26 protein-coding genes and 1 pseudogene are annotated in these 25,120 nt (G+C 61.5%); 9 read left to right on the forward strand and 18 right to left on the reverse strand.

What is annotated here, in order from left to right; translation table 11 throughout:
* Positions 1-8: 8 nt before the first annotated feature.
* The 4 genes and pseudogenes from Y707_RS33425 to sigE form a co-directional block, all read right to left on the reverse strand.
* The gene (locus Y707_RS33425) at positions 9-599 is read right to left on the reverse strand and encodes a twin-arginine translocase TatA/TatE family subunit (protein WP_081744660.1); all 591 of its coding nucleotides are present in this window, start codon (positions 597-599) and stop codon (positions 9-11) included.
* A 52-nt stretch (positions 600-651) separates the two neighbouring features.
* Positions 652-1,365, reverse strand: coding sequence for a hypothetical protein (locus tag Y707_RS0105965; RefSeq protein WP_253905073.1), 714 nt, complete (start codon positions 1,363-1,365; stop codon positions 652-654).
* A gap of 183 nt (positions 1,366-1,548) precedes the next feature.
* Positions 1,549-1,635 (reverse strand): annotated as a pseudogene (locus Y707_RS33430) (hypothetical protein); the annotation flags it as partial.
* 10 nt (positions 1,636-1,645) lie between these two features.
* A complete protein-coding gene (gene sigE / locus Y707_RS0105970) occupies positions 1,646-2,272 on the reverse strand; it encodes an RNA polymerase sigma factor SigE (protein WP_155852766.1) in 627 nt (208 codons plus the stop codon).
* A 290-nt stretch (positions 2,273-2,562) separates the two neighbouring features.
* Between sigE and Y707_RS0105975 the strand changes: the two genes are divergently transcribed.
* Positions 2,563-3,198 carry an O-methyltransferase gene (locus tag Y707_RS0105975; protein WP_026534391.1) on the forward strand — a complete coding sequence of 212 codons (636 nt, stop codon included), beginning with the start codon at positions 2,563-2,565 and terminating at the stop codon, positions 3,196-3,198.
* Between the two features lie 10 nt (positions 3,199-3,208).
* Here Y707_RS0105975 and Y707_RS0105980 read toward each other — a convergent pair whose 3' ends face one another.
* The 6 genes from Y707_RS0105980 to Y707_RS0106005 form a co-directional block, all read right to left on the reverse strand.
* A complete protein-coding gene (locus Y707_RS0105980) occupies positions 3,209-4,675 on the reverse strand; it encodes a glyceraldehyde-3-phosphate dehydrogenase (RefSeq protein ID WP_026534392.1) in 1,467 nt (488 codons plus the stop codon).
* A 285-nt stretch (positions 4,676-4,960) separates the two neighbouring features.
* The gene (locus tag Y707_RS0105985; RefSeq protein WP_253905074.1) at positions 4,961-6,631 is read right to left on the reverse strand and encodes a leucyl aminopeptidase family protein; all 1,671 of its coding nucleotides are present in this window, start codon (positions 6,629-6,631) and stop codon (positions 4,961-4,963) included.
* Positions 6,615-6,785, reverse strand: a complete 171-nt coding sequence (locus Y707_RS29590) for a DUF3117 domain-containing protein (protein ID WP_081744661.1) — start codon at positions 6,783-6,785, stop codon at positions 6,615-6,617. The genes Y707_RS0105985 and Y707_RS29590 overlap by 17 nt, the downstream gene beginning before the upstream one ends.
* 181 nt (positions 6,786-6,966) lie before the next feature.
* Positions 6,967-8,256 carry a hypothetical protein gene (locus Y707_RS0105995; protein ID WP_051441700.1) on the reverse strand — a complete coding sequence of 430 codons (1,290 nt, stop codon included), beginning with the start codon at positions 8,254-8,256 and terminating at the stop codon, positions 6,967-6,969.
* A 20-nt stretch (positions 8,257-8,276) separates the two neighbouring features.
* Complete coding sequence (locus tag Y707_RS23930; RefSeq protein ID WP_253905075.1) at positions 8,277-8,696, reverse strand: DivIVA domain-containing protein; 420 nt, start codon at positions 8,694-8,696, stop codon at positions 8,277-8,279.
* A gap of 44 nt (positions 8,697-8,740) precedes the next feature.
* Complete coding sequence (locus Y707_RS0106005) at positions 8,741-9,502, reverse strand: LOG family protein (RefSeq protein WP_051441701.1); 762 nt, start codon at positions 9,500-9,502, stop codon at positions 8,741-8,743.
* 97 nt (positions 9,503-9,599) lie between these two features.
* Here Y707_RS0106005 and Y707_RS0106010 point away from each other — a divergent pair, with 97 nt between their 5' ends.
* The 4 genes from Y707_RS0106010 (at position 9,600) to Y707_RS23935 (ending at position 12,967) form a co-directional block, all read left to right on the forward strand.
* Positions 9,600-10,391: an amino acid ABC transporter ATP-binding protein gene (locus Y707_RS0106010; RefSeq protein WP_051441702.1), complete on the forward strand. Its 792-nt coding sequence runs from the start codon at positions 9,600-9,602 to the stop codon at positions 10,389-10,391.
* Positions 10,392-10,449: 58 nt separating this feature from the next.
* The gene (locus tag Y707_RS0106015; protein ID WP_026534397.1) at positions 10,450-11,304 is read left to right on the forward strand and encodes a glutamate ABC transporter substrate-binding protein; all 855 of its coding nucleotides are present in this window, start codon (positions 10,450-10,452) and stop codon (positions 11,302-11,304) included.
* A gap of 95 nt (positions 11,305-11,399) precedes the next feature.
* On the forward strand, positions 11,400-12,095 hold the full coding sequence (locus tag Y707_RS0106020; RefSeq protein WP_035780564.1) for an amino acid ABC transporter permease: 696 nt from the start codon (positions 11,400-11,402) through the stop codon (positions 12,093-12,095).
* Complete coding sequence (locus Y707_RS23935; RefSeq protein WP_035780566.1) at positions 12,092-12,967, forward strand: amino acid ABC transporter permease; 876 nt, start codon at positions 12,092-12,094, stop codon at positions 12,965-12,967. The genes Y707_RS0106020 and Y707_RS23935 overlap by 4 nt, the downstream gene beginning before the upstream one ends.
* A gap of 68 nt (positions 12,968-13,035) precedes the next feature.
* On the opposite strand, the gene dapE is transcribed toward Y707_RS23935, so the two are convergent.
* Positions 13,036-14,124, reverse strand: a complete 1,089-nt coding sequence (gene dapE, locus Y707_RS0106030; RefSeq protein ID WP_026534399.1) for a succinyl-diaminopimelate desuccinylase — start codon at positions 14,122-14,124, stop codon at positions 13,036-13,038.
* Between the two features lie 109 nt (positions 14,125-14,233).
* Here dapE and dapD point away from each other — a divergent pair, with 109 nt between their 5' ends.
* Together dapD and Y707_RS0106040 are read left to right on the forward strand one after the other, a co-directional pair.
* A complete protein-coding gene (dapD, locus tag Y707_RS0106035) occupies positions 14,234-15,298 on the forward strand; it encodes a 2,3,4,5-tetrahydropyridine-2,6-dicarboxylate N-succinyltransferase (protein WP_026534400.1) in 1,065 nt (354 codons plus the stop codon).
* Between the two features lie 2 nt (positions 15,299-15,300).
* Positions 15,301-16,161, forward strand: a complete 861-nt coding sequence (locus Y707_RS0106040) for a hypothetical protein (protein WP_026534401.1) — start codon at positions 15,301-15,303, stop codon at positions 16,159-16,161.
* Here Y707_RS0106040 and Y707_RS0106045 read toward each other — a convergent pair.
* Positions 16,158-16,769, reverse strand: a complete 612-nt coding sequence (locus Y707_RS0106045; RefSeq protein ID WP_026534402.1) for a hypothetical protein — start codon at positions 16,767-16,769, stop codon at positions 16,158-16,160. The two genes, Y707_RS0106040 and Y707_RS0106045, sit on opposite strands and share 4 nt — an antisense overlap.
* 140 nt (positions 16,770-16,909) lie before the next feature.
* Here Y707_RS0106045 and galE point away from each other — a divergent pair, with 140 nt between their 5' ends.
* Positions 16,910-17,926 carry a UDP-glucose 4-epimerase GalE gene (galE, locus tag Y707_RS0106050; protein WP_026534403.1) on the forward strand — a complete coding sequence of 339 codons (1,017 nt, stop codon included), beginning with the start codon at positions 16,910-16,912 and terminating at the stop codon, positions 17,924-17,926.
* Positions 17,927-18,120: 194 nt separating this feature from the next.
* Here galE and Y707_RS0106055 read toward each other — a convergent pair whose 3' ends face one another.
* The 3 genes from Y707_RS0106055 to fdxA all read right to left on the reverse strand — a co-directional run bounded on the left by Y707_RS0106055 (position 18,121) and on the right by fdxA (position 21,001).
* Positions 18,121-19,404: a citrate synthase gene (locus tag Y707_RS0106055; protein ID WP_026534404.1), complete on the reverse strand. Its 1,284-nt coding sequence runs from the start codon at positions 19,402-19,404 to the stop codon at positions 18,121-18,123.
* A gap of 104 nt (positions 19,405-19,508) precedes the next feature.
* Positions 19,509-20,672: a succinyldiaminopimelate transaminase gene (gene dapC / locus Y707_RS0106060; RefSeq protein WP_026534405.1), complete on the reverse strand. Its 1,164-nt coding sequence runs from the start codon at positions 20,670-20,672 to the stop codon at positions 19,509-19,511.
* Positions 20,669-21,001, reverse strand: coding sequence for a ferredoxin (gene fdxA / locus Y707_RS0106065; RefSeq protein WP_026534406.1), 333 nt, complete (start codon positions 20,999-21,001; stop codon positions 20,669-20,671). Before fdxA ends, dapC begins: the two co-directional genes overlap by 4 nt.
* 135 nt (positions 21,002-21,136) lie before the next feature.
* Here fdxA and Y707_RS28825 point away from each other — a divergent pair, with 135 nt between their 5' ends.
* Positions 21,137-21,364 (forward strand): putative acetyltransferase, encoded by a 228-nt coding sequence (locus tag Y707_RS28825; protein WP_051441703.1) that lies wholly within the window; start codon positions 21,137-21,139, stop codon positions 21,362-21,364.
* A 76-nt stretch (positions 21,365-21,440) separates the two neighbouring features.
* Here Y707_RS28825 and Y707_RS0106075 read toward each other — a convergent pair whose 3' ends face one another.
* From Y707_RS0106075 to Y707_RS0106085, 3 genes are read right to left on the reverse strand one after another with little or no spacing between them, the layout of a single operon-like run.
* Positions 21,441-23,168, reverse strand: coding sequence for a dipeptide ABC transporter ATP-binding protein (locus Y707_RS0106075; RefSeq protein ID WP_026534408.1), 1,728 nt, complete (start codon positions 23,166-23,168; stop codon positions 21,441-21,443).
* Positions 23,165-24,130, reverse strand: coding sequence for an ABC transporter permease (locus Y707_RS0106080; RefSeq protein ID WP_026534409.1), 966 nt, complete (start codon positions 24,128-24,130; stop codon positions 23,165-23,167). Before Y707_RS0106080 ends, Y707_RS0106075 begins: the two co-directional genes overlap by 4 nt.
* Positions 24,123-25,046 (reverse strand): ABC transporter permease, encoded by a 924-nt coding sequence (locus Y707_RS0106085; protein ID WP_026534410.1) that lies wholly within the window; start codon positions 25,044-25,046, stop codon positions 24,123-24,125. Before Y707_RS0106085 ends, Y707_RS0106080 begins: the two co-directional genes overlap by 8 nt.
* Between the last annotated feature and the right edge of the window lie 74 nt (positions 25,047-25,120).

Below are 25,120 nucleotides of genomic sequence, written 5' to 3' on the forward strand. Positions count from 1 at the left end.
CCGTCCTGCTAGGTGGCCTCGAGGTCGTACGGGGCCGGCTGTCCGGTTGAGAGCCGCTCCAATCTGCTTTTGCCCGCGGCGGAGCTGGATGAAGCACCAGCGCCCGTGTCGCTTGGTACACCCGCTCCTGCTGCGGCGCTTGAGGCAGCGGAGGTTTTCGGGACTGACTCATTTTTATTAGCCGCGGCCGCCGCCGCCGCTGCTCCGGTCGCAGCAGCTCCCGCTGCCGCAGCCGCTCCCGCGCCGGTCCCGGTGCTGTTACCCGTACCCGGGGACGCTCCCGACGGGCTTGACCCGCCTGGTTTCGGCCCGTTGGGGCTCTGCGGCTTCACCGGATCTGGATCGTCGTCCTCGAGCAAAGCTTCGCGGATGATGCGCCGGGGGTCATACTGGCGCGGATCCAGCTTCTTCCAATCAACGTCTGTGAATTCGGAACCGACCTCGTCCTTCAGCTGTTGCCGGGCGCCGGTCGCCATCCGGCGTAGTTCCTTCACCAGCCGCCCGAGCTGGGCCGCGTATTCAGGCAGGCGTTCGGGGCCGATCACCAGTACAGCGATGACCGCCAAAACGACGAACTCGAGCCCATTAATTCCAAACACGAGGAAAGATTACCCCCTTGGCCGCGCAGGCAGCGATTCCGGCGGAACCTCGCTACCGGCCAATTTCGCTGAACCCCTGCCAGATCCTGTCGAACACTCCGGCCGGTTCCGTATTGTCCGGCCGGGCAAGCTGTGCACGGTCCGTCGTCGCGACCTGGGCTACCGCTGCAGCTACCTCGGTCACCGGGAGGTCAGACTCGACTGTGTACCAGGCCTCCTGGGATTGGAAAGCTATCTGCCAACGCTCCCCGTGCCGGAACCACATCTGAGTGACGCTGTCGTTGCTCATATCCAGCGGCACCGGTGAGAACCCGTCCGACGCCGGCGACTGTCCGGTGGCGGCGTTGATGACCGGGGCGGAACCTGCGGGGTGCGTTTCGAGGTCGGGGACCTCCATCTTCCGCCGCTCATAGACCGTAATTGTCGAATCGCCTCTGGCGAGTACAAGCTCGACGGTCGGTTGGCCTGCAACCTGATAGCCGCGTGCGTACTCAAGGTGATAACCGAGTCCGGCCAATTCGGGGCAGTTCCATCCTGCGGCACGAAGTCTATTGAGATCCTCCGGCGCCATGGCCGCCTCTTGAACCACAGGTTGATTTGGGCCGCTGATGGACTTCGCCTCGGCGAATACCGAATCTGCTACGTCTGCTTCAGTGCCTGCACCACCACCGGCTATGTATGCTCCGCTCAGCGTCACGACGACCACCAAGGTGGCCGAGCCAGCGGCCGCGAGGAGCTTTTTCGTCCTTGGACTCTCCGACTCCACCCATGCTGTCCTTGGACCGCCGCCCAGCGCCGGCCCCTCGTCAGGAACGGACGACGGATCTGTACGGGCGCTGCGCGCCAGGATACGTTCGGCCAAATCGCTGCGTGGTTCAGGCTCGGGAATTTCACGCAACCGCTGTTGGATCCGACGATCCACTTCGACCTGGGCGCAACATTGGGAGCAATTGTCCAAATGCCGCTCAAAGCGCTGGAGCGTGCGGCCTTTTAGACCGCCCTCCAGATATCTGGTAACTGGATGACGCAAGTACATTGTCAACTAATCAGAGTGCACCCGCCACGCGCGGCATCTTCAGGCGCGGCGCACCCGACTGGACCCGCGGGTCACGGTGTGCCAGTTTTTCACGAAGCATGGTGCGTCCGCGGTGAATGCGCGAACGGACGGTTCCAAGTTTGATGTCGAGTGCGTGCGCAACTTCCTCGTAGGACAGTCCTTCGATATCACAGAGAACGACGGCGGCACGGAAGTCCGGCGGCAACTCCTCCAACGCTGCCTGGATATCGAGATCCAGGTTGTTGAATTCAAAACTGCGCTCAGGGCCGGGGTCACGCCCCGGAAGCCGGCTCTCGGCGTCGTCAGCGAGGCCGTCAAACCGAATACGCTGCTTACGGCGCGCCTGGTCGAGGAAGAGGTTGGTGGTGATGCGGTGCAGCCAACCGTCAAGAGTTCCGGGTTTGAAGTTGGCCAGGGAGCGGAATACCCGGACGAAGACCTCCTGCGTCAGGTCCTCTGCATCGAAGCGATTGCCGGTCAGGCGGTAGGCGAGCCGAAAAACCTTGGCTGAATGATCGTTGACGACCTGTTCCCACGTCGGCGGGACCCATGCGGCGTGCTCGTTCTGCACGGCTTCGCCGCCCGTCGTTGCAAGCGGGCTGTTTGGTCCAGACATCGTTGCTCCCATCTTGTCCCGAACACTGCGCGGTACCTCGGCCGGCCAACTGCCGGTCAGCGCGGAGATCTTATGTATATAGTTCGAGACTGCCTCATCTGCGGATGTCCTAGGTATTTATGATTCCTGATCAAGCTGAACGTTTTCTGTGTGGATTCCGCCGTCAGAAGCGGAAAGGGCAGGCAATTTTGCGGCACCTCCCATAACAGCAGCGCGTTTGAACGTATTCCCGCCGCGTTAACAGTAGGCTTGGCGGGTACGAGCATTGGCGGCAGCAGGAAAGTGAAGGCATGAGCGCGGATAAGTCGAGCAGCTGGTCCTATGCGGAGGGCCTGCCCGAAGAGGACGATGTCCTCCTGCGCGCCAGGGAACGCTCCCATGAACTCGGGGTTAAGCCGGTCACCACGGGTGTCGCCGCCGCCCTGACAGTATTCGCTGCCGGTTCGAAGGCCAATACAGTAGTCGAAGTGGGATCCGGTGCCGGCGTCTCCGGTGTCTGCCTGTTGCGCGGACTCGGCCGCCAGGCCGTATTGACCACCATCGATGCGGACGTCGATCATCTGCGTGCCGCCCGCGAGGCCTTCGCCGAGGCTGGCATCCCCGGCAACCGCACCCGAACCATCTCCGGCAAGGCTGCCGATGTCCTGCCGCGCTTGACCGACGGCGCCTACGACATGGTCTTCATCGACGCCGACAAGTCTTCATACCCAATCTACGTCGAGCAGGGGATCCGGCTGCTCAAAGCCGGTGGAATGCTGATCATCAACGACGCCCTGGACCACGACCGGGTATCAAACCCTGCCAACCGCGAGGCGACAACCAACGTGCTTCGCCAAGTCGGCCGCATGGTCCGGGAGGACGAGCGGATGGTCTCGACCCTCCTCCCCACCGGCGATGGCCTGCTCCTCGCCGTCAAGCAAGGCTGACCAAGCCCGATCAGACGTTGCTGAACGCCAGTTCCCGCTCCAGCGGAAAAGCCGGCGGATGCACGTTTGCCATTTCCTCCAGGACCCGAATGACCTGGCAGCTGTAACCAAACTCGTTGTCGTACCAAACGTAGAGGATGACGTTGTTGCCGGCCGTGATTGTTGCCAATCCGTCGACAATTCCGGAACGGCGGGAACCGACAAAATCGTTGGAGACGACTTCCGGTGAGTCGATGTAGTCGATCTGTTTGTGCAGATCGGAATTCAGCGACATGTCGCGAAGGTAGGCGTTTACCTCATCCTTCGATGTGGCGTGTTCGAGATTGAGGTTCAGGATCGCCATCGAGACATCCGGGGTGGGGACGCGGATGGCGTTACCGGTCAGTTTCCCGGTCAATTCCGGCAGCGCCTTGGCCGCAGCCTTGGCAGCACCGGTTTCGGTGATCACCATGTTCAGCGCCGCGGAACGTCCGCGCCGGTCGCCGGCGTGGAAGTTGTCGATCAGGTTCTGGTCGTTGGTGAACGAGTGCACGGTCTCCACATGGCCATGGACAATACCGAACTTATCGTTGACAGCTTTCAGCACGGGCACGATGGCGTTCGTGGTGCACGACGCCGCGGACACGATGTTGTCGTCCCCAATGGTGTCGTGGTTGATGCCATGCACGATGTTTTTGATGTCGCCCTTGCCGGGTGCGGTCAGAAGGACCCTGGCAACGCCCGGGCAGGCCAGGTGCTTGGAAAGTCCCTCGGCATCGCGCCAGCGGCCGGTATTGTCGACGACGACGGCATCGTTGATCCCGTATGCGGTGTAGTCGACGGTTGACGGGTCGTTGGAGTAAATGACCTTAATCAAGGTGCCGTTGGCGAGAATCGTGTTGTTGGCCTCGTCGACGGTGATCGTGCCTTCGAAGGGTCCGTGCACCGAATCCCGGCGCAGCAGGCTGGCGCGCTTGATGAGGTCCGAATCGGAGCCACGGCGGACAACAATCGCCCGAAGCCGGAGCCCGGTTCCGCCACCGGAGTGCTCAATCATAATGCGGGCCAGCAGGCGCCCGATCCGGCCAAAGCCGTAAAGAACGACGTCGGTGCTGGTGCGTTCGTCCGTGCCATGTCCACCGACGACGCCGGCAAGTTCGGCGCGCAGGAATTCCTCCAGCGACCTGCCAGAACCTTCTTGACGGAAGCGGACACCCAACCGCGCCAAGTCGATCGAGGCCGGTCCAAGATCCAAGGTGCTCAAGACCTGCAGCACCGGCAGGGTCTCCTCCAACGGCAGTTCCACGTTGTCGATCTGCCGGGCGAAACGGTGTGCTTTCAGCAGGCCGACGACCGACTGGTTAATCAGGCTGCGGCCGTAGACCGAAATGACGACGTTGTTTTCGCGGTACAGCCGCCCAATGAGGGGAATCATCGCCTCTGCGAGTGCTTCGCGGTTGGTCCACTGATCGAGACACTTCTCTGACTGCTGGCTCAAGAAAATTACCTTCCGTCCCGACCGGGCACATCATCGTCGCCGGCCGGATTGCAATGTTTTGCCCCTGTGCTGAATGTTCCAGCAGGACGGCTTCTCCGGCCATCGCCGGCGCTGCGCCGCTGCTGCGCACATACGTCACCCTTGGTGACTGGCAGAGTCGTTCAGGGGTGTGGGCGCCTCGCCCATATCTATTCTAAGCTGGCCCGCATACCACTAATGACGAATAAGTGTGAGTTCACTCATAGTGTCCGCAGGCGCGCTGGCGGAACATCCCGGCCAAACCGACTAAAAACCGCCGCGCAGAAAGCTGAGCAGCAGTCTCGTTCCGTAGCCCGTGGCTCCCTTGGTGATTTCGTGTTGATCGGAATCCGCCCTGGCCGGACCGGCGATGTCCAGGTGAACCCAAGGAGTCGTTCCTACAAACTCGCGCAGGAACAGCGCCGCGAAGATCGATCCGCCCTGGATCTTGGCTGACGGAGCGGCGATGTGGGTGAGGTCCGCAATCGGAGATTCCAGGGCAAATGTGTAGTCCTCCACAAGCGGCATCGGCCAGACGCGTTCTCCGGTCGCATCGCCGGCCCGTTGGAAAGCGGAGGCAAGCCCGTCGGTATTGCTGAAGAGCGCGGCGTCGTGCTTGCCCAGTCCAACGGCAGCGGCGCCGGTCAAGGTCGCCACGTCGATCAACACATCGGGAGCCAGCTCCTGCACGGCATAGGCGAGGGCGTCTGCCAACACCATCCGGCCTTCGGCATCAGTGTTGCCCACCTCGATCGTTGTGCCCCCAAAGGCCGTTACGACGTCGCCCGGCCGGTATGATTCTGCTCCAATTGCATTCTCGGCGAGCGCCAGCAGTGCCGTCACCCGGTATTCGACGCCGAGTTCAGCGGCGGCCTGAATTGCAGAGAGCACGACGGCGGCACCAGCCATGTCCGTCTTCATCGGCATCATCGCCTCACGCGGCTTGAGGGAGATCCCTCCGGTGTCAAAGGTGATGCCCTTGCCCACCAGGACGATGTGTTTGGTGTCTGAGGTCCCTTCGCGGTCCGGCGCGTAATCAAGCTGGACCAGACGGGGCGGAGCAGCGGCCGCGCCACCGACGGCGGTCAGCCCGCCGAAGCCTTCTGCCGCAAGTTGCTTCTCATCCCAGACCCGGATGTTGAGGCCGGCGGATTCGGCCAGCCGTCTGCTCTGGGCAGCCATCCACTCGGGATTCTTCACGTTGGATGGCATATTCGTCAGATTCCGCGTCAGCCATGTTGCCTGGGCTGTGACCACGGAGCGGCGAACGGTTTCTTCGTCAGCCCCGGTCAGCTCGAGCTGCCCGGCCATCGGCTTGGGCGTGTTGGTGACGCCCGCCCGTGGCGCCCGGTATCCGCCCAGCAGGAATCCTTCGGTAAACGCGCGCTGGGCTTCCGTGTCCAGGCCCTCGACGACGCTTGCCCGCACCCTCGACCCTCCGGTCGTGGCCTTCGCCAGGGCGGCCCCCGCACGTCGCAGGCTCTTGGCGCTTTCATCGCCGACACCGAGCAGGATCAGTTTCGCCGGGAGGTCGTCACGATTCCGTGGCGCGGGAACGATGAGAATTTCGGCTGCCTGGCCACTGACATTGTTGAGTTCGGCAACACAGGCGACATCGACGTCGTATGCAATGGCCACCTGCACAGCCGTGGGCCGCGGCTGCGGAGTCCCCCGTTCCTCGCCGCCCTTCCCCGCCGCCGTGCCCGCGGATAACGCGGTGCCGTCACTGGAGAAACCGCCGTTCCGTGGCACGGCAATGGGAACCACCAGGACGTCCACGTCTGCTGCAGCGGCATCCTCCGCCAGCGACCCGCCGTCGTTGGCCGATGGCAGCGCGGTCACCGCTGTCATGGCAGGCTCCAACAACGCTTTTTCCAATGTCCTGCGGGTGGTTTCCGGCATAGCCTGCATCTCTCCCGAGTCAGTTATCTGTGACACCGAGCAGGCAGTCTTTGAGACTGCCCGCCTCCTGCGCATTCAGTTCAACGACCAACCGGCCGCCACCTTCGAGCGGCACGCGCATGATCAGACTGCGCCCCTCTTTAGTGACTTCCATCGGACCATCGCCGGTCCTGGGTTTCATGGCCGCCATAAGGAATTTCCCTTCCACAGTGGAGGCGCCGCGGTCGCAGCGCAATTCGCGTCAACACTAATCTCATGGCACCGGACACCGGCATCATCCTCGCCGACCGCCCACGCGGACCTTTCCAGGCCGCTGGGCGCCATGCATTGTCTATCTCACATTATCCTGTCCCAACCGCCGGAACGGTTAATTACGGTGGATAGTCGCCGCCACCGGGAAGCTGATTCCACAACCACAGCCATGCCACCCAGACAATCTGCAGCAGCAGGAAGAGGACGACGACGGCGGTACGGTAGGCGCGCGACTTCGAAAAGTAGACGGCCGCCAGGGCCAGCGGAAACAACGGAAGCAGCAGCCGGAACGTGCTGGTTTGCGGGTGCAGGAAGGCCAGCAGATACAGCATGTAGGCCGCACACCAAACCCGCAGGTCGGTGCCGATCCGGCGCACCGCCGCAGAATCGAGATAGACGACGGCGGCCAGCACCAGCAGCAGGGGGGCCAAGAGCCCAAACACGTCTCCGAAGAGTCTCTGCCCGCTCTCGAACCACGGCAGAAACAGCACCAAATCCTCTCCACGCCAGGCAGTTTCCGTTTCGGTGTAGGCGTCGAACTGGCCGGTCACCCACCAGGCAATCAAGGGCCAGGCAACAGCCCAGACGGCACTGGCAATGCCCAAACCAGCCGCGCGCAGCACTTCAGGGAGCGGGAACGGATCCTGCCTTCGGTTGATGAACCGGATGAGGAAATGGACAGCGATCATCGCGGCAAAGGGAACACCGGCGGGCCGGGCCAGGCACATCAACAGCACTATTGGCACGGCGGTTAGATAGGCCCGGCACAGCAACAGGTACAAGGACGCCGCCAACAGCAGCAGGTGGAGCGATTCCGCGTAGCCAACCTGCAGGATCGGCGACACCGGAAACACCGCCACCAGTGCAGCGCCCCACAACGAATTCTCATGTCCGCTGCGATTGCGGCTGCTGGACGTGCCGAAGCCGTGCGACCGCCCCGCTGCCCTCGAACCGACCAGCAGGAACAGTTTGTAGATCACCAACATGGCGGCCAGTCCTGCCAGCGTTGCCAGCAGTGGAGCTGCCACCTTCCACTCAAGCCCGGTGAGCGCGTGGACGATGCGGACTGTGAAGGGAAACAGCGCGTAGAAGGCCCAGGCATTCGTCAACGTGTCCCCGGAATCACTGCGGGGAATCTCCTCCGGGTAGCCTCCGCTGTAGATCCGCTCGTACCATTCGGCGTCCCAGATGTTGATGAAATCCAGGTAACCCGGCTGGCCTGGGCCCCAAGGGCTGGGTCCCTGGTGCCGGGCCACTGCTACGAAAATGCAGAACGATACGAGCCGGGAGAGAGCATAAATGAGCCCAACTTGGACGTACCAGGGCCAGAACCGTGCGGCGCAGGCGGCCCTGCGCAGCGGATATGCCAGTGCCCGACCCAACGTTCCGTTGCTGCGCTCGTCAAACATCCGGGCCGGCCCTCAGCGCCTCACGCATCGTCGTCGGTGGGTGTCTCGGTCGTGTCTCCGGAAGCATCTTCCACACAGCGATGCTCCACCGTGCCTGTACGCTTTTCCAGCTCGGCGATTCGTTCGTCCCTGCCTGCCAGCTCGTCGCGGAGGCAGTCGAGCACCTCGTCAACCTGGTCCATCCGGTACCCACGGAACGCCGGCGAAAAACGCAACCTGTCGACGTCGTCCGCCGTGGGGTGGTGCGGCAACAGCACCGGCGGAAGATTCGCGACAGGTTCGGCCAGTCCCTGGACGGACGGCACTTCACCACGTTCCCAACGCCAGGCGGCCGCAGCTTCCTTCCCGTCCCCGGATCCGGGCCGATTAAACCTGCCCAGGGCCATAACGACGACGAATCCCGCCGCCAGGATAGCCAGGAACACCAGGAAGAAAGTCACAGCACTATCGTGCCAGATCGGCGGGCCGGCCTTTGAGCTCCCGCCTATTGGTGACGGACATCCTGGACCACGGCGCGTACGGCTTCTTCGGCGGAGTCGACCAGATGCACCAGTTCCATGTCCGACGGCGAGACCATACCTTCGCTGACAAGGGTCTCCTCCAGCCATCCCAGCAGCGGGCCCCAGTAGGCCCTTCCGATCAGCACGATGGGGAATGATGTCACTTTTCCGGTTTGGACCAGGACCATCGCTTCGAAGAGTTCATCCAAGGTTCCGAGCCCGCCGGGAAGCACGATGAACCCTTGGGCGTACTTGACGAACATGGTTTTGCGGGCGAAAAAGTAGCGGAAATTAACCCCAAGGTCCACCCACTCGTTCATCCCCTGCTCAAACGGGAGCTCGATACCAAGACCGACGGACACGCCGCCGGCTTCCCACGCCCCTTTGTTCGCCGCCTCCATCGAGCCCGGGCCTCCCCCGGTAATGACGGCGAAACCAGCCTCGACGAGCCGGCGTCCCACATCCTCGGCAATGCGGTAGTAGTCGCTGTTCCCGTTGGTGCGCGCCGAGCCGAAGACGGAAACAGCTGGGCCAAGCTCGGCGAGGCTGCCGAATCCTTCGACGAATTCACTTTGGATCCGCAGCACACGCCACGGGTCTGTATGGGTAAAACCGCCCGGAGTCGTCGTGTCCAGCAGCGACTGGTCCGACGTCGGCGTTTTCGACAGCCCACGCTTCAGCTCCACCGGGCCCTTGCGCCGCGACGGAACTTCCTCGTGGTGGTTCAGTTTTCCACGCTCAATCATGCGTCAAGGCTAGCCGACGGGTCTCTCTTCAATCACGATTTCCAACTTTCCGGCGAATGAGGGTTACTAGCCGGTCACTATTCGCTAGATTCGTTCCATGACTAGTGATTCATCGGCGAGCACCGTGCCTGCTTCCAACTCTGCAGACGGCACCGAACCGCTCGTGTCCCTGAAGAACGTCAACAAACACTTTGGCGAGCTGCATGTTCTCAAGGACATCAACCTGGAAGTAAAACGCGGCGAAGTCGTCGTGGTCATTGGTCCCTCCGGCTCGGGCAAATCAACGTTGTGCCGCGCCATCAACAGACTTGAAACAATCGACGACGGCGATATTGCCATCGACGGCAATCACATGCCCTCCGAGGGCAAGGCGCTGGCCAAGCTCCGGTCCGATGTCGGCATGGTCTTCCAGGCCTTCAACCTTTTTGCGCACAAATCCGTTCTGCATAACGTGACCCTGGGTCCAGTCAAGGTCCGCAAGATGAAGGCGACCGAGGCGAAGGACCTGGCCATGAGCCTGCTGGAACGAGTGGGCGTGGCCAATCAGTCGGATAAGTTACCGGCGCAGCTGTCCGGAGGGCAGCAGCAGCGTGTGGCGATCGCACGGGCATTGGCGATGAAGCCCAAGGTCATGCTCTTCGATGAACCCACGTCGGCGCTGGACCCGGAGATGATTAATGAGGTCCTCGACGCCATGGTCGCACTGGCCAAAGAGGGAATGACGATGATTGTTGTTACGCACGAAATGGGCTTTGCCCGTAAGGCTGCGGATCGGGTTTTGTTCATGGCTGACGGACAAATTGTGGAAGAAGCTACACCGGAGGAGTTCTTCACGAATCCAAAGAGTGCCCGGGCCAAGGACTTTCTGGGCAAGATTCTCACTCAATAGCGATTCCATATCCACCGGCTTTTCCATGTGGGGGGAGCCATCTAGCAAGGAGAAAAACATGCGCAATACCCGAAAGGCATTCGCCGCAATGGCCGCGGCTGCGGCCTTGACCCTGACAGCTTGCGGCGGAGGCGGCGGCGGCGATGAAGCCGGCGGCGGAGGAGGTGGCGGCGAAGGCAGCAGCGAGTCCATCCGCATCGGCATTAAATTCGACCAGCCAGGCCTGGGCCTGAAGGAAGGTAACGAGTTCACAGGCTTCGACGTCGATGTCGCCAAGTATGTGGCCAACGAGCTCGGCTATTCCGAGGATCAGATCGAGTGGGTCAGCACCCCCTCAGCCACCCGTGAAACCCAGCTTTCCAATGGCCAGGTGGACATGATCTTCGCGACCTACTCGATCACGGATGAGCGGAAACAACAGGTCGCTTTTGCCGGTCCGTACTTCGTCGCCGGCCAGGACCTGCTGGTTCCGGTCGAGTCCGATGTGCAGGGTCCGGAGGACCTGGATGGTTTGAACCTGTGCTCTGTCACCGGTTCAACCTCAGCCCAGACGGTAAAAGACGAGTTCGCCGAAGATGTAAATCTGCTCGAACAACCCGGCTACGCGGAGTGCGTTTCCGCCATGCAGGGCGGCAATATCGATGCTGTAACGACGGATGACATCATCCTGGCCGGTCTCGCTGCTGATCCAGCCTACGAAGGTGATTTCAAAGTTGTCGGTAATACCTTCTCTGAAGAGCGCTACGGAGTTGGTCTTCCTCAGGACAATGACATCTGCGAAGACGTCAACGCCGCCATCACCAAGATGATTGAGGATGGCTCGTGGCAGAAGTTCCTCGACAGCAACCTCGAGGGCATCAATTTCGAGCCGAATGCGGAGAAGAATCCGCCGGAGCCCGACGCCTGCGCATAAAACCCTGGCGATGTTGTGGGGGCCGGCCTCTATCCGGCTCCCACAACGTCGCCTCTGCACTTTTCAACAACGACCTGCCCGAAACGAGGTGAACCATGGATGGTCTGACCGAGTACTTTGACGCGTATTTATCTCTTTTCGAAGAATTCGACGTGCTGGGTGCCTTCTGGGTTAACATCCAACTGGCCTTTTGGGCAGCAATTGGATCTTTGATTCTTGGGACCGTGCTCGCGCTGATGCGGATCTCCCCGGTTGCCAGCCTGCGGTGGGCCGGCGCCGCGTACGTCAATATCTTCCGCAACACCCCCTTGACCATTATCATCGCCTTTGGCGTTTTGGGCCTGTACGCCCAGTTGAATCTGATCCTGGCCGACGACTTCGATCTCAACTTCTTCCGGATAGCCGTCCTGGGCTTATCCGTGTACCACGCGGCTTTCGTCTGTGAGTCCATCAGGAGCGGCGTCAATACAGTTCCGCTCGGCCAGGCCGAAGCGGCCCGCGCGATCGGCTTGAGCTTTCTGCCCGCGGCGCGCCTCGTCATTATGCCGCAGGCCTTCCGCGGCGCGATCGCACCTCTCGGCAACACCATGATCGCGTTGACGAAGAACACCACCGTGGCCGCGGCAGGCAGCGTTGCGGAAACGGCTGGCCTCATGCTGGCGATGATCGAGTTCAGATCCGACGTCATCCTCATGATCTTCCTGACTTTTGCCGTGGGATACGTGATACTGGTAATCCCCATTGGACTGCTGACCACGTACCTGTCGAAGAAATTGGCGGTAGCGAGATGAGTGCACAAAAGTCCGTTCTATTTGACGCGCCGGGGCCCAAAGCCAAGCGCAATATGGCAATCGGCAATGCCATTGGTGCTCTCGCGGTTCTCGGCGTCGTCGCCTGGGTCATAAGCGGCCTGGCCGCACAGGGCCAACTCACGGCAGCCAAATGGTCACCTTTCCTCGACCCGGGGACGTGGCAGTTCTACCTCATCCCCGGACTACTCGGAACCTTCCAGGCGGCAGGCGTAGCCATCCTGAGCTCGATGCTTTTCGGCATCATCTTCGGGCTCGGCAGATTGTCACATAACGGCCCAGTCCGCTGGTTCTGCGGGCTCATTGTGGAATTCTTCCGTGCCGTGCCTGTGCTGTTGATGATGATCTTTTTCTTCATGTTGCTTGCCACCAGCGGAATATTCGATCCTGGGGAGGCCCCTTTCTACGGCGTCGTCATCGCCCTGACGCTGTACAACGGCTCCGTGATTGCTGAGCTGGTCCGCTCCGGTGTTTACGGGCTGCCGAAGGGGCAACGCGAAGCCGCGTCGGCGATCGGGATGACCCGATCGCAATCCCTGCGCAATGTTGAACTGCCGCAGGCATTAGTGGCGATGCTCCCCTCAATCATCAGCCAATTCGTGGTCATTCTGAAAGACTCCGCGCTGGGCTACATCATCACCTATCCTGAGCTGTTGGTTAACGCCCGGCGTCTCGGATCCGGTGAAGGGAACATCCTGCCTGCATTGCTGGTCACAGCCGCCATCTTTATCGTGGTCAACTTCGCACTGAGCTGGATCGCCCAACGATCGTCGGTTTTCCTCAGCCACCGCGCCGGCCGCAAGGTTAAGGGTGCGGAAATGACGGAAATCGAACCTGCGGCCGAACCTAAGTAGCAGGCTTGCCGACCTATCAAATGCGTGTACCGGTCGTTTGCTTCTGAACTTGAACCGTCGATGCGGGTTTACGCCAGCCAGGTCCGCAATGCCGCCAGGCAGTCGCGGATGGCACCGGCGTAGACGTGCTCGTTGTCGGTATGAGCCAGCAGCGAATCTCCGGGTCCGAAGTTCACGGCGGGAATGCCGAGTTCGCTGAAGCGTGCCACGTCGGTCCAGCCGTACTTCGGTTTCGGCTCGGCACCAACTGCCTCCACGAACGTTGCGGCGGCGGGATGGTTGAGCCCGGGGCGCGCTCCCGGAGACGAGTCCGTGACAACGACGTCGAAGTCCTCCAGCAGCCGGCGGACATGCGACTGGGCCTGTTCCTGCGTCTTATCCGGAGCAAACCGGTAATTGACCTCCACGACGGCTTTATCCGGAATGACGTTCCCCGCAGTGCCGCCATGGATCTTCACGGCGTTCAGGCTCTCACGGAAGGCAAGGCCGTCGACGTCGACGGTGGCCGGCTTATAGGCCTTCAACCGGGCCAGGACTTCCGCCACCGCATGAATGGCGTTTTCCCCCATCCAGGCGCGGGCCGAGTGCGCCGCCTTGCCGGTCGTCGTCACCTCGAACCGCGCAGTGCCATTGCAGCCGCCCTCAACCGTTCCGTTGGTCGGTTCGAGCAGGATCGCAAAATCGGCGTCGAGCCACCCACGGTGGTGATCCGCAAGCCGGCCAAGGCCGCTCAATGAGGCTTCGACCTCTTCGTGGTCGTAAAAGATAAAGGTGACGTCCCGGTTCGGGGTATGCAGACCGGCCGCCAGTGCCAGCTGCACTGCGACGCCACCCTTCATGTCCGTCGCACCGCGCCCGAACAGGATGTCGCCGTCCCGTTGAGACGGAACAGTTCCCCGCGAGCCCTCCGCCGTCGGCAATGGCACCGTGTCGAGGTGGCCGGCCAGGATGACCCGCTCCTTCCGTCCGAGATTCGTCCGTGCCATCACCGCATCGCCGTCCCGGAGCACCTCCAGGTGGCCAAGATCGCGCAGGGCCGCTTCGACGTCGGCGGCAATTTGTTGTTCATTGCCGGAGACGCTGTTGATGTCCATCAATGCCGCCGTCAGCGCCGCGACATCCTGGTGCAGGTCAAGTGGGTTGCTCGAAGTAGTCACCTGCTAAGCCTACGACGGCGGCACCCCCGCCACGCCAGTGATCCTCCACGTTACGCCACGGCGAGGAGTGCGGTATGGCTGAACGCCTGACCGCCGATAAACTGGATCAATGACTTCCCCCTCCGCAAACGACAACGCTCCCGACACGCTCCGCCACGCCTACGGATTTGGCCTGGCCACCGTTGCCCACGATTCGACCGTACTCGACGTCTGGTACCCGGCTCCCGCCCTCGGCTCCGCCAACGATGCGGACCGGAGTGTGGAACAGCAGCTGGAAGCGTTGGCCGGGGAAGGCGACGACGCCGATCGCGGAACCACCCAGCGGGTTGTATTCGCGGACATTGACTTGGATACGGCTCCGGCAGACACTGCCGATGCCTACCTGCGGTTGCACCTGCTGTCGACCCGTCTCGTGACGCCCAACAGCATTAATATGGACGGCGTCTTCGGCAAACTTGCCAACGTCGTCTGGACCAACTTCGGTCCCTGCCTGCCCGAGGGCTTTGAGCTGACCCGGCTGAAGCTTCGCCGCCGCGGCCATGTGCAGGTTCACGGCGTCGACAAGTTTCCGCGGATGAGCGATTACGTTGTGCCCGCAGGCGTGCGGATCGCCGATGCCGACCGGGTCCGCCTCGGCGCACATCTGGCCGAAGGTTCCACGGTGATGCACGAGGGCTTCGTCAACTTCAATGCCGGAACTCTAGGCGCTTCCATGGTCGAAGGCCGCATCTCTGCCGGCGTGGTCGTCGGAAACGGGACCGACGTCGGCGGTGGCGCATCCATCATGGGCACCCTCTCCGGCGGGGGCAAGGAGAGGATTAAGCTCGGTGAGCGCGTCCTCCTCGGCGCGAACTCCGGCGTCGGCATCAGCATTGGCGATGATTGCGTGGTTGAAGCCGGCCTGTATGTCACCTCGGGTACCCGGGTACGTGTTCTGGTGGCCGGAAGCCGCAAGTCCAGCAAGGATCCGGGCGCCTCGGTGGATTCCGCCGGCGGTGTGCAGTCCGCCGACGAGCAGACGTCCCAGCCACCGCGCGGTACCGTCGTCAAGGCTGCTGAGCTGTCCGGGCTGCCGAATCTGCTGTTCCGCCGCAACTCAACGTCCGGTGAAGTCGAGGCCCTCCCACGCCAGGGGCAAACCGTGGCGCTGAACGCGGCCCTGCACGCCAACTAGTGGTGAACCGCAAACTCAAGCGCAGGCTCCGGCACTCGGTCGTCCTGGTGGCGCTGCTGGCCCTCGTTGCCACCGGGGTCCTCATCGCCGTGGGCTACCTGCAGGAGAACCAGACGCTGGTCCGCGAGCGGTGCACCGCCGTCGTCGGTCCTGATTCCTACGAGCTTGACCCCGATCAGGCCGCCAATGCCGCTCTGATCACCGGGCTTTCGGTGCAGCGCGGGCTGCCCCCGAGGGCTGCCTCCATCGCGCTGGCGACGGCTATCCAGGAATCAAAACTGCGCAACATTGATTACGGCGACAAGGATTCCGTCGGGCTCTTCCAGCAGCGGCCGTCGCAGGACTGGGGCACCCCGGAGCAGTTGCTCAATCCGGTCTACGCCACGAACGCGTTCTACGACGTGCTGGTCCAGATCGAGGGTTACGAAGACCTCGCGGTCACCGATGCGGCGCAACGTGTACAGCGGTCGGCTTTTCCCGATGCATATGCCGACCACGAAGACGAGGCGCGTGCCTTCGCGTCAGCCTTGACCGGCCACTCCCCGGGTTCGTTTAACTGCACCCTCCGCAGGCCGGAAGCGCCGGGAGATCCGCAAGCCGTCATCTCAGGACTAACCACCGCTTTCGGCGACTATCCGACGACGGCGGGAGACCGCGCCGTCGTGGTTGAAGCAAGTGGAACCAAGGGTTGGGCCATTGCACATTGGGCGGTGGCCAGCGCAAAGGAACTCAATATCACCGGAGTGAGCTTTGCCGGCCTGCAATGGTCGCGGGCGGAAGCCGAGTGGTCAGTGGCTGAAACCGAAACCGGCCAGGTCCGTATCACCCTCGCGGGACCGGACGACGTCGGCGGGGACAGCTAGACCAGAAGTTCGATGATCGGCTGAACGAAGCTGCGCAAGGCATCCTCGTCCTCGAGCAGATGCCGGCTCATGATCAGTCTGTCCGGTTCGATATACCAGGCGCGCCTCTCCAGCAGGGGAAGTTCGATGATGTTCAGCGTGAAGCTGCGCGCGTTCCGCCCGAGCTCCATTTCCCGTTCCTCCACCAGCTGCGCCAGAAGCCGTGGTTCTCCGGTGATCTGGCGGGTCGCTTCCAGTCTGGTGTATTCGCTCTTGCGCTCACGGCCCCAACTCAGCGCGGCGCCGAAGTGCGCCTGACAAAACCGCTGCAATGCCGGAGATCCGGTGAACGCCCGAAAGAGCGGCGGATCCAGTGCCGTGACGGCTCCTGGTCTTTCAGCGGCGAGGGCATGCCACCAGGTGGACCATTCAATCCGGAGTGCTTCCACGCCCCCGGCCCGGGCTACCGCCTGCCGTGGGTCGACGGGGCGGACCTTCGGCTCTGCTGGCGAAACCGCCGGATCGCCGGCATCATGAAGCCCGGCAGCATCCCGCAGATACAGGGCAAGCAGCATGGTCCCGGAGGTGTCGAGCGTGATGCGCCAGCCAGGACCGCCGGTGTGATGCATGATTCGTTCCCAACTGACTGCGCAAACAGGACTGTTCCTCAGGGTAACGCTCACACCGGCAGTACTCCACCCCTAAGCTGAAGCCCGACGGGGAGCAGGCCGTTTTCAGTTCAGCTGTCGCGGTGAAATATGCTGGCGGTATGAGAATTCTGGTTACCGGCGGCAGCGGATACATTGGCTCACATACAACTTTGGAACTGCTCGAGGCAGGCCACGATGTCGTCGTGGTGGACAACCTGTCCAACTCCAGCCGTGATTCCCTGCGCCGTGTGGAGGAGCTCGCCGGAAAGCAACTGTCCTTCCATCAGCTGGACCTCCTGGACGAACCCGCTCTGAGTGCTGTGTTCGGCCAATCCAGGATCGACGCCGTCATCCACTTTGCCGGTCTCAAAGCCGTGGGGGAATCCGTTTCCGAGCCGCTGCACTATTACCACAACAACGTGGCAGGGACGCTGTCGCTGCTGCGGGTGATGGAATCACATGACGTCCGTTCCATAGTGTTCAGCTCCTCCGCCACCGTGTACGGCGCGTCCGAGGAAGTTCCCCTGGTGGAGAAGATGCAGCTGAACGCCACGAACCCCTACGGGCGGACCAAGGAACAGATCGAGGACATCCTCACCGACGTCGCGGCCGCCGATCCGCGCTGGTCCGTTGCCCTGCTGCGGTATTTCAATCCGGTCGGTGCGCATGAATCAGGCCGGATCGGTGAGGACCCGCAGGGTATCCCGAACAACCTGCTGCCGTTCATCGCGCAGGTCGCCGTCGGGCGCCGGGAGAAACTGATGATCTTCGGAAATGACTATCCGACGCCGGATGGAACCTGCATCCGCGACTACATTCACGTCGTCGACCTTGCCGTGGGCCACTTGCTGGCGCTGAACTACCTTCCGGAGCATCCCGGCGTCCACCGCTGGAATCTGGGAACAGGCAAGGGTTCCTCGGTGCTGGAGGTCCTCTCCGCGTTTGAACGGGCGGTCGGTCATCCACTGCCGAATGAAATTGCCGGACGCCGGCCGGGCGACGCTGCCGTCAGCTATGCCGACCCGTCCGCCGCGCTGGCGGACCTGAGCTGGTCAGCCGACCGGACCCTCGATCAGATGTGCGAGGACCATTGGCGCTGGCAGAAGAACAACCCCAACGGGTACGACGGCGCGTAGTCACCTGGAGTCGCGGGTGCGACGGCGCGTAACAGCCAGGCCCGCTTAATGCCGCGCTCCGCGTTGGCGCCCGCGATGCCATTAACGCCCGCGCTCCCCGTTGTGACTTATTGACCTGCGCGCGCAGGGTTAAAAGTCACAACGGGGAGCGAGCACCTACATGGCGCCTGACGAAGTACCAGACTCGCCAGCAACTACCGGGCGGGATAGTTCCGCTGGGTCTCGCCGGTGTAGAGCTGGCGGGGACGGCCGATCTTCGTCTGCGGATCCTGCATCATCTCGCGCCACTGGGCGATCCAGCCGGGCAGGCGTCCGATAGCGAACAACACCGTGAACATCTTCTCCGGGAATCCCATGGCCTTGTAGATCAGGCCGGTATAGAAGTCCACGTTCGGGTATAGCTTGCGCTCGATGAAGTAGTCGTCCGCCAGGGCCTTGTCCTCAAGCCGCACGGCGATGTCCAGCAATTCGTCATTGCCGCCCAGTTTCGACAGAATGTCGTGGGCGGTGTCCTTGACGATCTTTGCGCGCGGGTCGTAGTTCTTGTAGACGCGGTGCCCGAAGCCCATCAGCTTCACACCCGCTTCCTTGTTTTTGACCTTCTCCATGAAGTCCTCCGGCTCGGTGCCGTCGGCCTTGATGTCGCGGAGCATGTTCAGGACGGCTTCGTTCGCTCCGCCGTGCAGCGGCCCGAAGAGCGCGTTGATGCCGGCGGAAATCGATGCGAACATGTTCGCATTCGAGCTTCCGACCAGCCGGACGGTCGACGTCGAGCAGTTCTGTTCGTGGTCCGCGTGCAGGATCAGCAACAGATCGAGGGCCTTGACCATGGTTGGATCCATCTCGTACGGCTCGGCCGGCAGGCCGAAGGAGAGCCGCATGAAGTTTTCCACCAGGTTCATGGAGTTGTCCGGGTACAGCATCGGCTGGCCCATCGACTTCTTGTGCGCGTAGGCCGCGATCACCGGCAGCTTCGCCAGCAGCCGGAAGGTGGATAATTCAACCTGCTCGTCGTCGAACGGGTCGAGCGAATCCTGGTAGAACGTCGACAGTGCCGACACCGCGGAGGACAGCACTGGCATCGGGTGCGCATCGCGCGGGAAGCCGCCGAAAAAACCCTTCAGGTCCTCGTGCAGCAGAGTGTGCCGGCGGATCCGCTCGTCGAACGCGGCTAACTCGGTGTCGCTGGGAAGGTTTCCGTAAATCAGCAGGTACGAGACCTCGAGGAAGCTGGAGTGCTCGGCCAGCTGGTCGATCGGATAGCCGCGGTACCGCAGGATACCGGCCTCGCCATCGATGTAGGTAATGGCGGAACTGGTTGCGGCGGTATTCATGAAGCCGGGGTCGAAGGTGACAGACCCGGTTTCCTTGAGCAACTTGGATACGTCGTATCCGTCGTTCCCTTCGGCCGCCTTCACTCGCGGGAGGTCAAGCTGACCGCCGTCGTACTTAAGGCTGGCGCCACTTTGCTCAGTCATTTAGGTCCCCTCGTGAGGTTTCGTTGAACTTTGCATCCATCCCTCGACTGGGAACGAATATGCGCATACTCAGCTAAAACGCTACCGCGTGGTTGCCCCGATCACTAATCAGATGTAACAGGGACGGACTGCAAACGCTGAACCGCCGCATCGATCCGTTCATCCGTACCCGTCAGGGCCACGCGGATGTATCCGGCGCCTGCCTCCCCGTAAAAAGTCCCGGGGCCGACGACGATTCCGGCCTTGGCGAATCGTCCCACTGTGGTCCAGGTGTCCTCACCGGCGGTTCCCCAAAGGTAGAGCCCGGCCTCGGAGTGTTCCACCTGGATTCCGGCGCCGCGCAGTGCAGGCAGCAGGCGCTCGCGCCGTGAACGGTACAGGCCCTTCTGAGCCTCGACATGCGCGTCGTCGTCGAGTCCGGCGCGCATGGCTTCCTGGACCGGGAACGGCACAATCATGCCGGCGTGTTTACGGCTGTTGATCAGATTGGCGATCAGTTGCGGGTCCCCGGCGGTGAATGCGGCCCGGTAACCTGCGACGTTGGACTGTTTGCTGAGCGAGTAGACCGAGAGCAGTTCCTGGTGTGAACCGTCCGCGACGGCCGGATCAAGGATGCTCGGAACGGGTTCCCCGCCCCGGCTGCTGTCCCAAGTCCCCCAGCCAAGTTCGGCGTAGCATTCATCGGAGGCGACAACCGCTCCAACGGCACGGGCCTGTTCGACGACGGCGGCCAGTTCAGCTTTGCTTCGGACGATACCTGTTGGGTTGGCCGGTGAATTGATCCAGACGAGCCGCACCCGGGACCGGGTATCGTCGTCGAGTTCATCCAGGTTGTCGGCAGCGACCGGAGTTGCGGAAGCAAGGAGCGCGCCGACGTCGTACGTTGGGTAGGCAACGGTGGGACGGACGACGACGTCCCCGGCGCCAAGCCCGAGCAGCGTCGGCAACCACGCCACCAACTCCTTGGACCCGATGGTGGGCATCACGGCGGCAGGATCGAGGTCCGGGACGCCGCGGCGGCGGGCGAACCAATTGGCTACTGCTTCCCGCAGGGCGTCAGTGCCTTGGGTGGTGGGATAACCGGGCGCATTGGCTGCGGCGGCGAGCGCCTGCTGGACTACCTCCGGCGTCGGATCGACCGGGGTTCCAATGGAAAGGTTGACCGCGCCGTCCGCATGGTTGGACGCCTGCTGGACGTATGGCGCCATGGCATTCCACGGATAGTCCGGCAGGCTGAGGCCAAAACCTGCCCGGCGGGTTTCCGTCACAGCTGGACGTCTTGGTTCTGCGGAGGAAGGACGGAAATGATCGGGTGGTCCGTATGCGTGTTGCCCAGCTTGGCCGCGCCGCCGGGGGAACCGATGTCGTCAAAGAACTCAACATTGGCCTTGTAGTATTCGGCCCACTGCTCGGGAGTGTCGTCCTCGTAGTAGATCGCCTCGACGGGACAGACCGGTTCGCAGGCGCCGCAATCGACACACTCGTCGGGATGGATGTACAGCGAGCGTTCGCCTTCATAGATGCAGTCCACCGGGCATTCTTCGATGCATGCCTTGTCCTTAACATCCACGCAGGGCTGCGCGATTACGTAAGTCACGTCCCGACCTTTCTCTAGAATCCGTGATTGGCCACTATCCATTATCCCCCACGACCACGGTCTCCACCTACCGGCAAGGGGTGATGTACGGCATGGACTGGGTTTCACAACCCTGCCTGCGCCTACCATGTAACTGTGACTCTGCCACCTGCCGCGAACAAGCTCCAAAACATACCTGTCGGCAGTCGGGTTGTGGTCCGCTACCGGATAGCTGAAGGCTTGACCGACGCGTTGGGCTATCTGAGCGGCGTCACGGACACTGAATGCACGGTACAGACACGGACCGGCGACGTGGTGATTGCGCTTGAGCTGGTCCAGGCTGCCAAAATGGTTCCGCCTCCGCCGCCCCGACGGCCGCCATGAGACAGTAGCCGGACATGTGTCGGCTACTGTCTCCGGCAGCAAGGTCAGCGACGGGGATCCTGGCCTCGCCGGCCTGTCAGCCGGTGGAGGCCAGCGGAATATTTCCACCGGGGATGGATTCAAGCAGATCGCGGGTGTAATCCTGCTTGGGGTTATCAAAGACCTCGTCAGTCGTCGCCGCCTCCACCAGTTTCCCGTTGCGCATTACCAATACTTCGTCCGCTATCTGTCGGACCACCGCAAGATCATGGCTGATGAACAGGTAGCTCAAACCAAATTCGCCCTGCAGATCGTTGAGGAGGTTAAGGATCTGGTCCTGCACAAGAACATCGAGGGCAGAAACGGCTTCGTCGCAAACGACGACTTCCGGATCCAGCGCCAGTGCACGGGCAATGGCGATGCGTTGCCGCTGTCCACCCGAGAGTTCATTTGGGTATCGATTGACCGTAGAGGCCGGCATCGCGACCTTTTCCAATAGGTCTTTAATTTTCTGCCGGCGCTGCTTTCCATTACCGATCCCGTGTGTACGAAGCGGCTCCTCAATAGTGCGGTAGATGGAGTACATCGGATCCAGTGTCCCGTATGGATTTTGGAAAATAGGCTGCACCTTCCGGCGCAGCCCAAGCAAGTCGCGGCCGGCCAGCGGCGCAATGTCTTCGCCGTCGAACAGGACCCTTCCACTCGTCGGGCGCAGCAGGCGCAACGCCATTTGTGCCACAGTCGATTTACCTGAACCGGATTCCCCGACCAGCGCCATCGTGGTGCCACGTTGAAGTGCGAAAGAAACATCGTCGACCGCCTTGAAATCAGTCGATTTTTGGCCAAAGCCGCCACGGATCGGGAAGGCCTTAGTCAGATTCTCCGCGACAAGGACGTTGTCCCGGCTTTCGGTCTCGGCAAGGACTTCCCTTGATGCCGCCTCCCTTTCTGCGATTTGGCTGCGCTCGTGCGCGGATTCGAGTCGGCGGGATGCCAGCGATGGAGCAGAGTGAACAAGCCGTTTGGTGTACGGATGTTGTGGATCCTGCAAAATTTCCAAGGCCGCTCCGGATTCGACGATCCGGCCCTTGTACATCACCGCAAGGTGTTCAGCCCGTTCCGCGGCAAGGCCGAGATCGTGGGTAATGAGCAGCACGGCAACGCCCAACTCGGACGTCAGTGAGTCGAGATGGTTGAGGATCTGATGTTGGACAGTGACATCCAGCGCCGACGTCGGCTCATCGGCCACCAGGAGCTCCGGCCGGGCAGCCAGACCCATGGCAATCAGTGACCGCTGGAGCATGCCGCCGGAGAATTCGTGCGGAAACTGACGTGCCCTCTCGTCGGCGTCGGGAAGGCCCGCCTCGGCAAGCAACTCCCGCACCCGTATGTCGGCTGCCTTGCCCTTGGCTATGTTGTTCGCCTGGAGTGTCTCTTTAATCTGGTATCCCACACGCCACAACGGATTGAGGTTGGACATCGGATCCTGCGGAACGAGCCCAATGGAGGACCCGCGGACCGCAGCCATCCGCCGCTTGGAAAATTCCGTCACTTCCTCTCCGCGGAAGAGAATGGAACCACCCAACACTCTGCCGTTGGCAGGGAGCAGATTGATGATGCTATGTGCAAGCGTTGACTTCCCGGAACCGGATTCGCCGACAATTGCCACAGTCTGACCGGGGTAAACGGTGAGGTTGGCCCCGCGTACGGCCGGGACCATACCGTTCTGTGTTTTGAAGCCAACTTCCAGGTCGGAAATCTGCAACAAGGGAGCTGTTTCGGCGGCCACCGGTTCAAAGGTGGCTTGATTGGCATACCCGCTCATCGGGTCCTCGCTTTCGGATCGAGCGCGTCCCGGACAGCATCACCCATCATGATGAAACTCAGCACAGTTACCGCCAAGGCCGCCGCTGGGAAGAATAGGGCCTCCGGGTTCGTGCGCAACAGTGTCTGTGCCGAGGCGATATCTGCACCCCAGGAAACTATCGAGGTGGGAAGGCCAAGCCCCAGATATGAGAGCGTGGCCTCGGCCACAATATAAATGCCCAATGAGACGGTAGCCGTGACAATCACGGGAGCTATGGAATTGGGCAGTACATGGCGAATCAGGTTTTTCAGCGGTGTGGCTCCAACTGCTGTTGACGCCGTCACAAAGTCCGAGTTTTTGGTTGAAATCACTGCGCCGCGGGTAATTCTCGCTATCTGTGTCCAACCAAACGCGGCCAGCACCGCCACGATGTGCCAGGCAGATATGCTGCCGCGGAAGAGCTGGAGCAGAACAATTGCTGCGAGGATGAACGGGATCGCGAAAAAGATGTCGATGATCCGGGAAAGCAGCGCGTCCAGCCAACCTCCGTAGAATCCGGCAATTGCTCCGACTATGCCCCCCAGGATCACCACGGCGATGGTTGTAAAAGCTCCCACCATCACCGAGGCACGAGCGCCATAAATGACCCGGGCATAGATATCACAGCCCTGCTGGTTAAAGCCCAGCGGATGGCCGGCCCGCGGATCAGCCAAGCTGTTATCAAGAGTGCAGAATGTTGGATCCGCCGAGGTGAACAAGGCCGGCAGTGCTACGACAACAGCGATCAGCAATATCAGCAACGCCGAAATGATAAACAGCGGTTCCCGGATCAGTGAGCGGAACGCATCTTTCCATAGGCTTGATCCATCAGATTCTTTGGACACCGCATCCACGCTCTGCAATGGAGTTTCCTCCAGCGGGGCGACGTAGCGGTGCTGCCCGGCACGCGTGGTGCGGGAATTAGTAGTGGCTTCAGGCATATCGGATCCTCGGGTCCAGGACCGCATACAACAGGTCCACGAGCAGGTTCGCAAGAATGTAGACGATCACCAGCAGCGTCACGATCGAGACGACCGTGGTGCCTTCACTCCGCAGAATCGCGTCATACAGCGCACTTCCGACGCCGTCGACAGCGAAAATGTTCTCGGTCACGATGGCTCCGCCCATTAACGTTCCAAGGTCTGCACCGAGGAACGTGACTACCGGAATTAGGGAATTGCGCAGGACGTGTACGGTGGTCACCCGTCCTTCCGAGAGCCCCTTCGCGCGGGCAGTCCGGACGTGATCGGCAGTCAAGTTCTCGACAATTGAAGTCCTCGTCAGACGGATGACATAGGCCAACGAGACTCCGGCGAGCACAAGCGCGGGCATCAGAAGCGATATGAACGAGGCGTCGCGCGCAGTGGCCGGGAACCATCCAAGCTCGATGCCGAACACGAACTGTCCAACAAATCCGAGGACGAAGGTGGGAATTGCGATGATGACCAGCGACAGCATCAATACCGTCGAGTCGAAGAGCTTGCCCTGTCTGATACCGGCGATGACGCCAATGATGATGCCAAAGACCATCTCAAAGACCAGCGCCATGGAAGCAAGCTTGATCGTCGTCGGGAATACGCGGGTAATGACGTCAATAACGGGCTGGCCGGTAAAGGTGATTCCAAAGTCGCCGACGAACAGACCCTTTACGAACAGTAGATATTGGATGATGAAAGGTTCATCAAGGTTGTACTCGGCACGAATCTGATCGGCGACGTTCTCGTTGATGGGCTTCTCGCCAAACAGTGCTGCCACGGGATCACCGGGCATTGCAAAGACCATGGCGTAGATCAGAAGGGTGGTGCCCAGCAATACAGGAATCATTTGTAAGACCCTGCGGGACGTGTAGCGAAGCACTACGCGACCTCCTTTAGGTGTGCACTCAAAATTTGGTCCGGGATGGGGCCAGACCCCATCCCGGACCAATTGAA

This window comes from Arthrobacter sp. H14 (assembly GCF_000520495.1).
Taxonomy (GTDB): Bacteria; Actinomycetota; Actinomycetes; order Actinomycetales; family Micrococcaceae; genus Arthrobacter_C.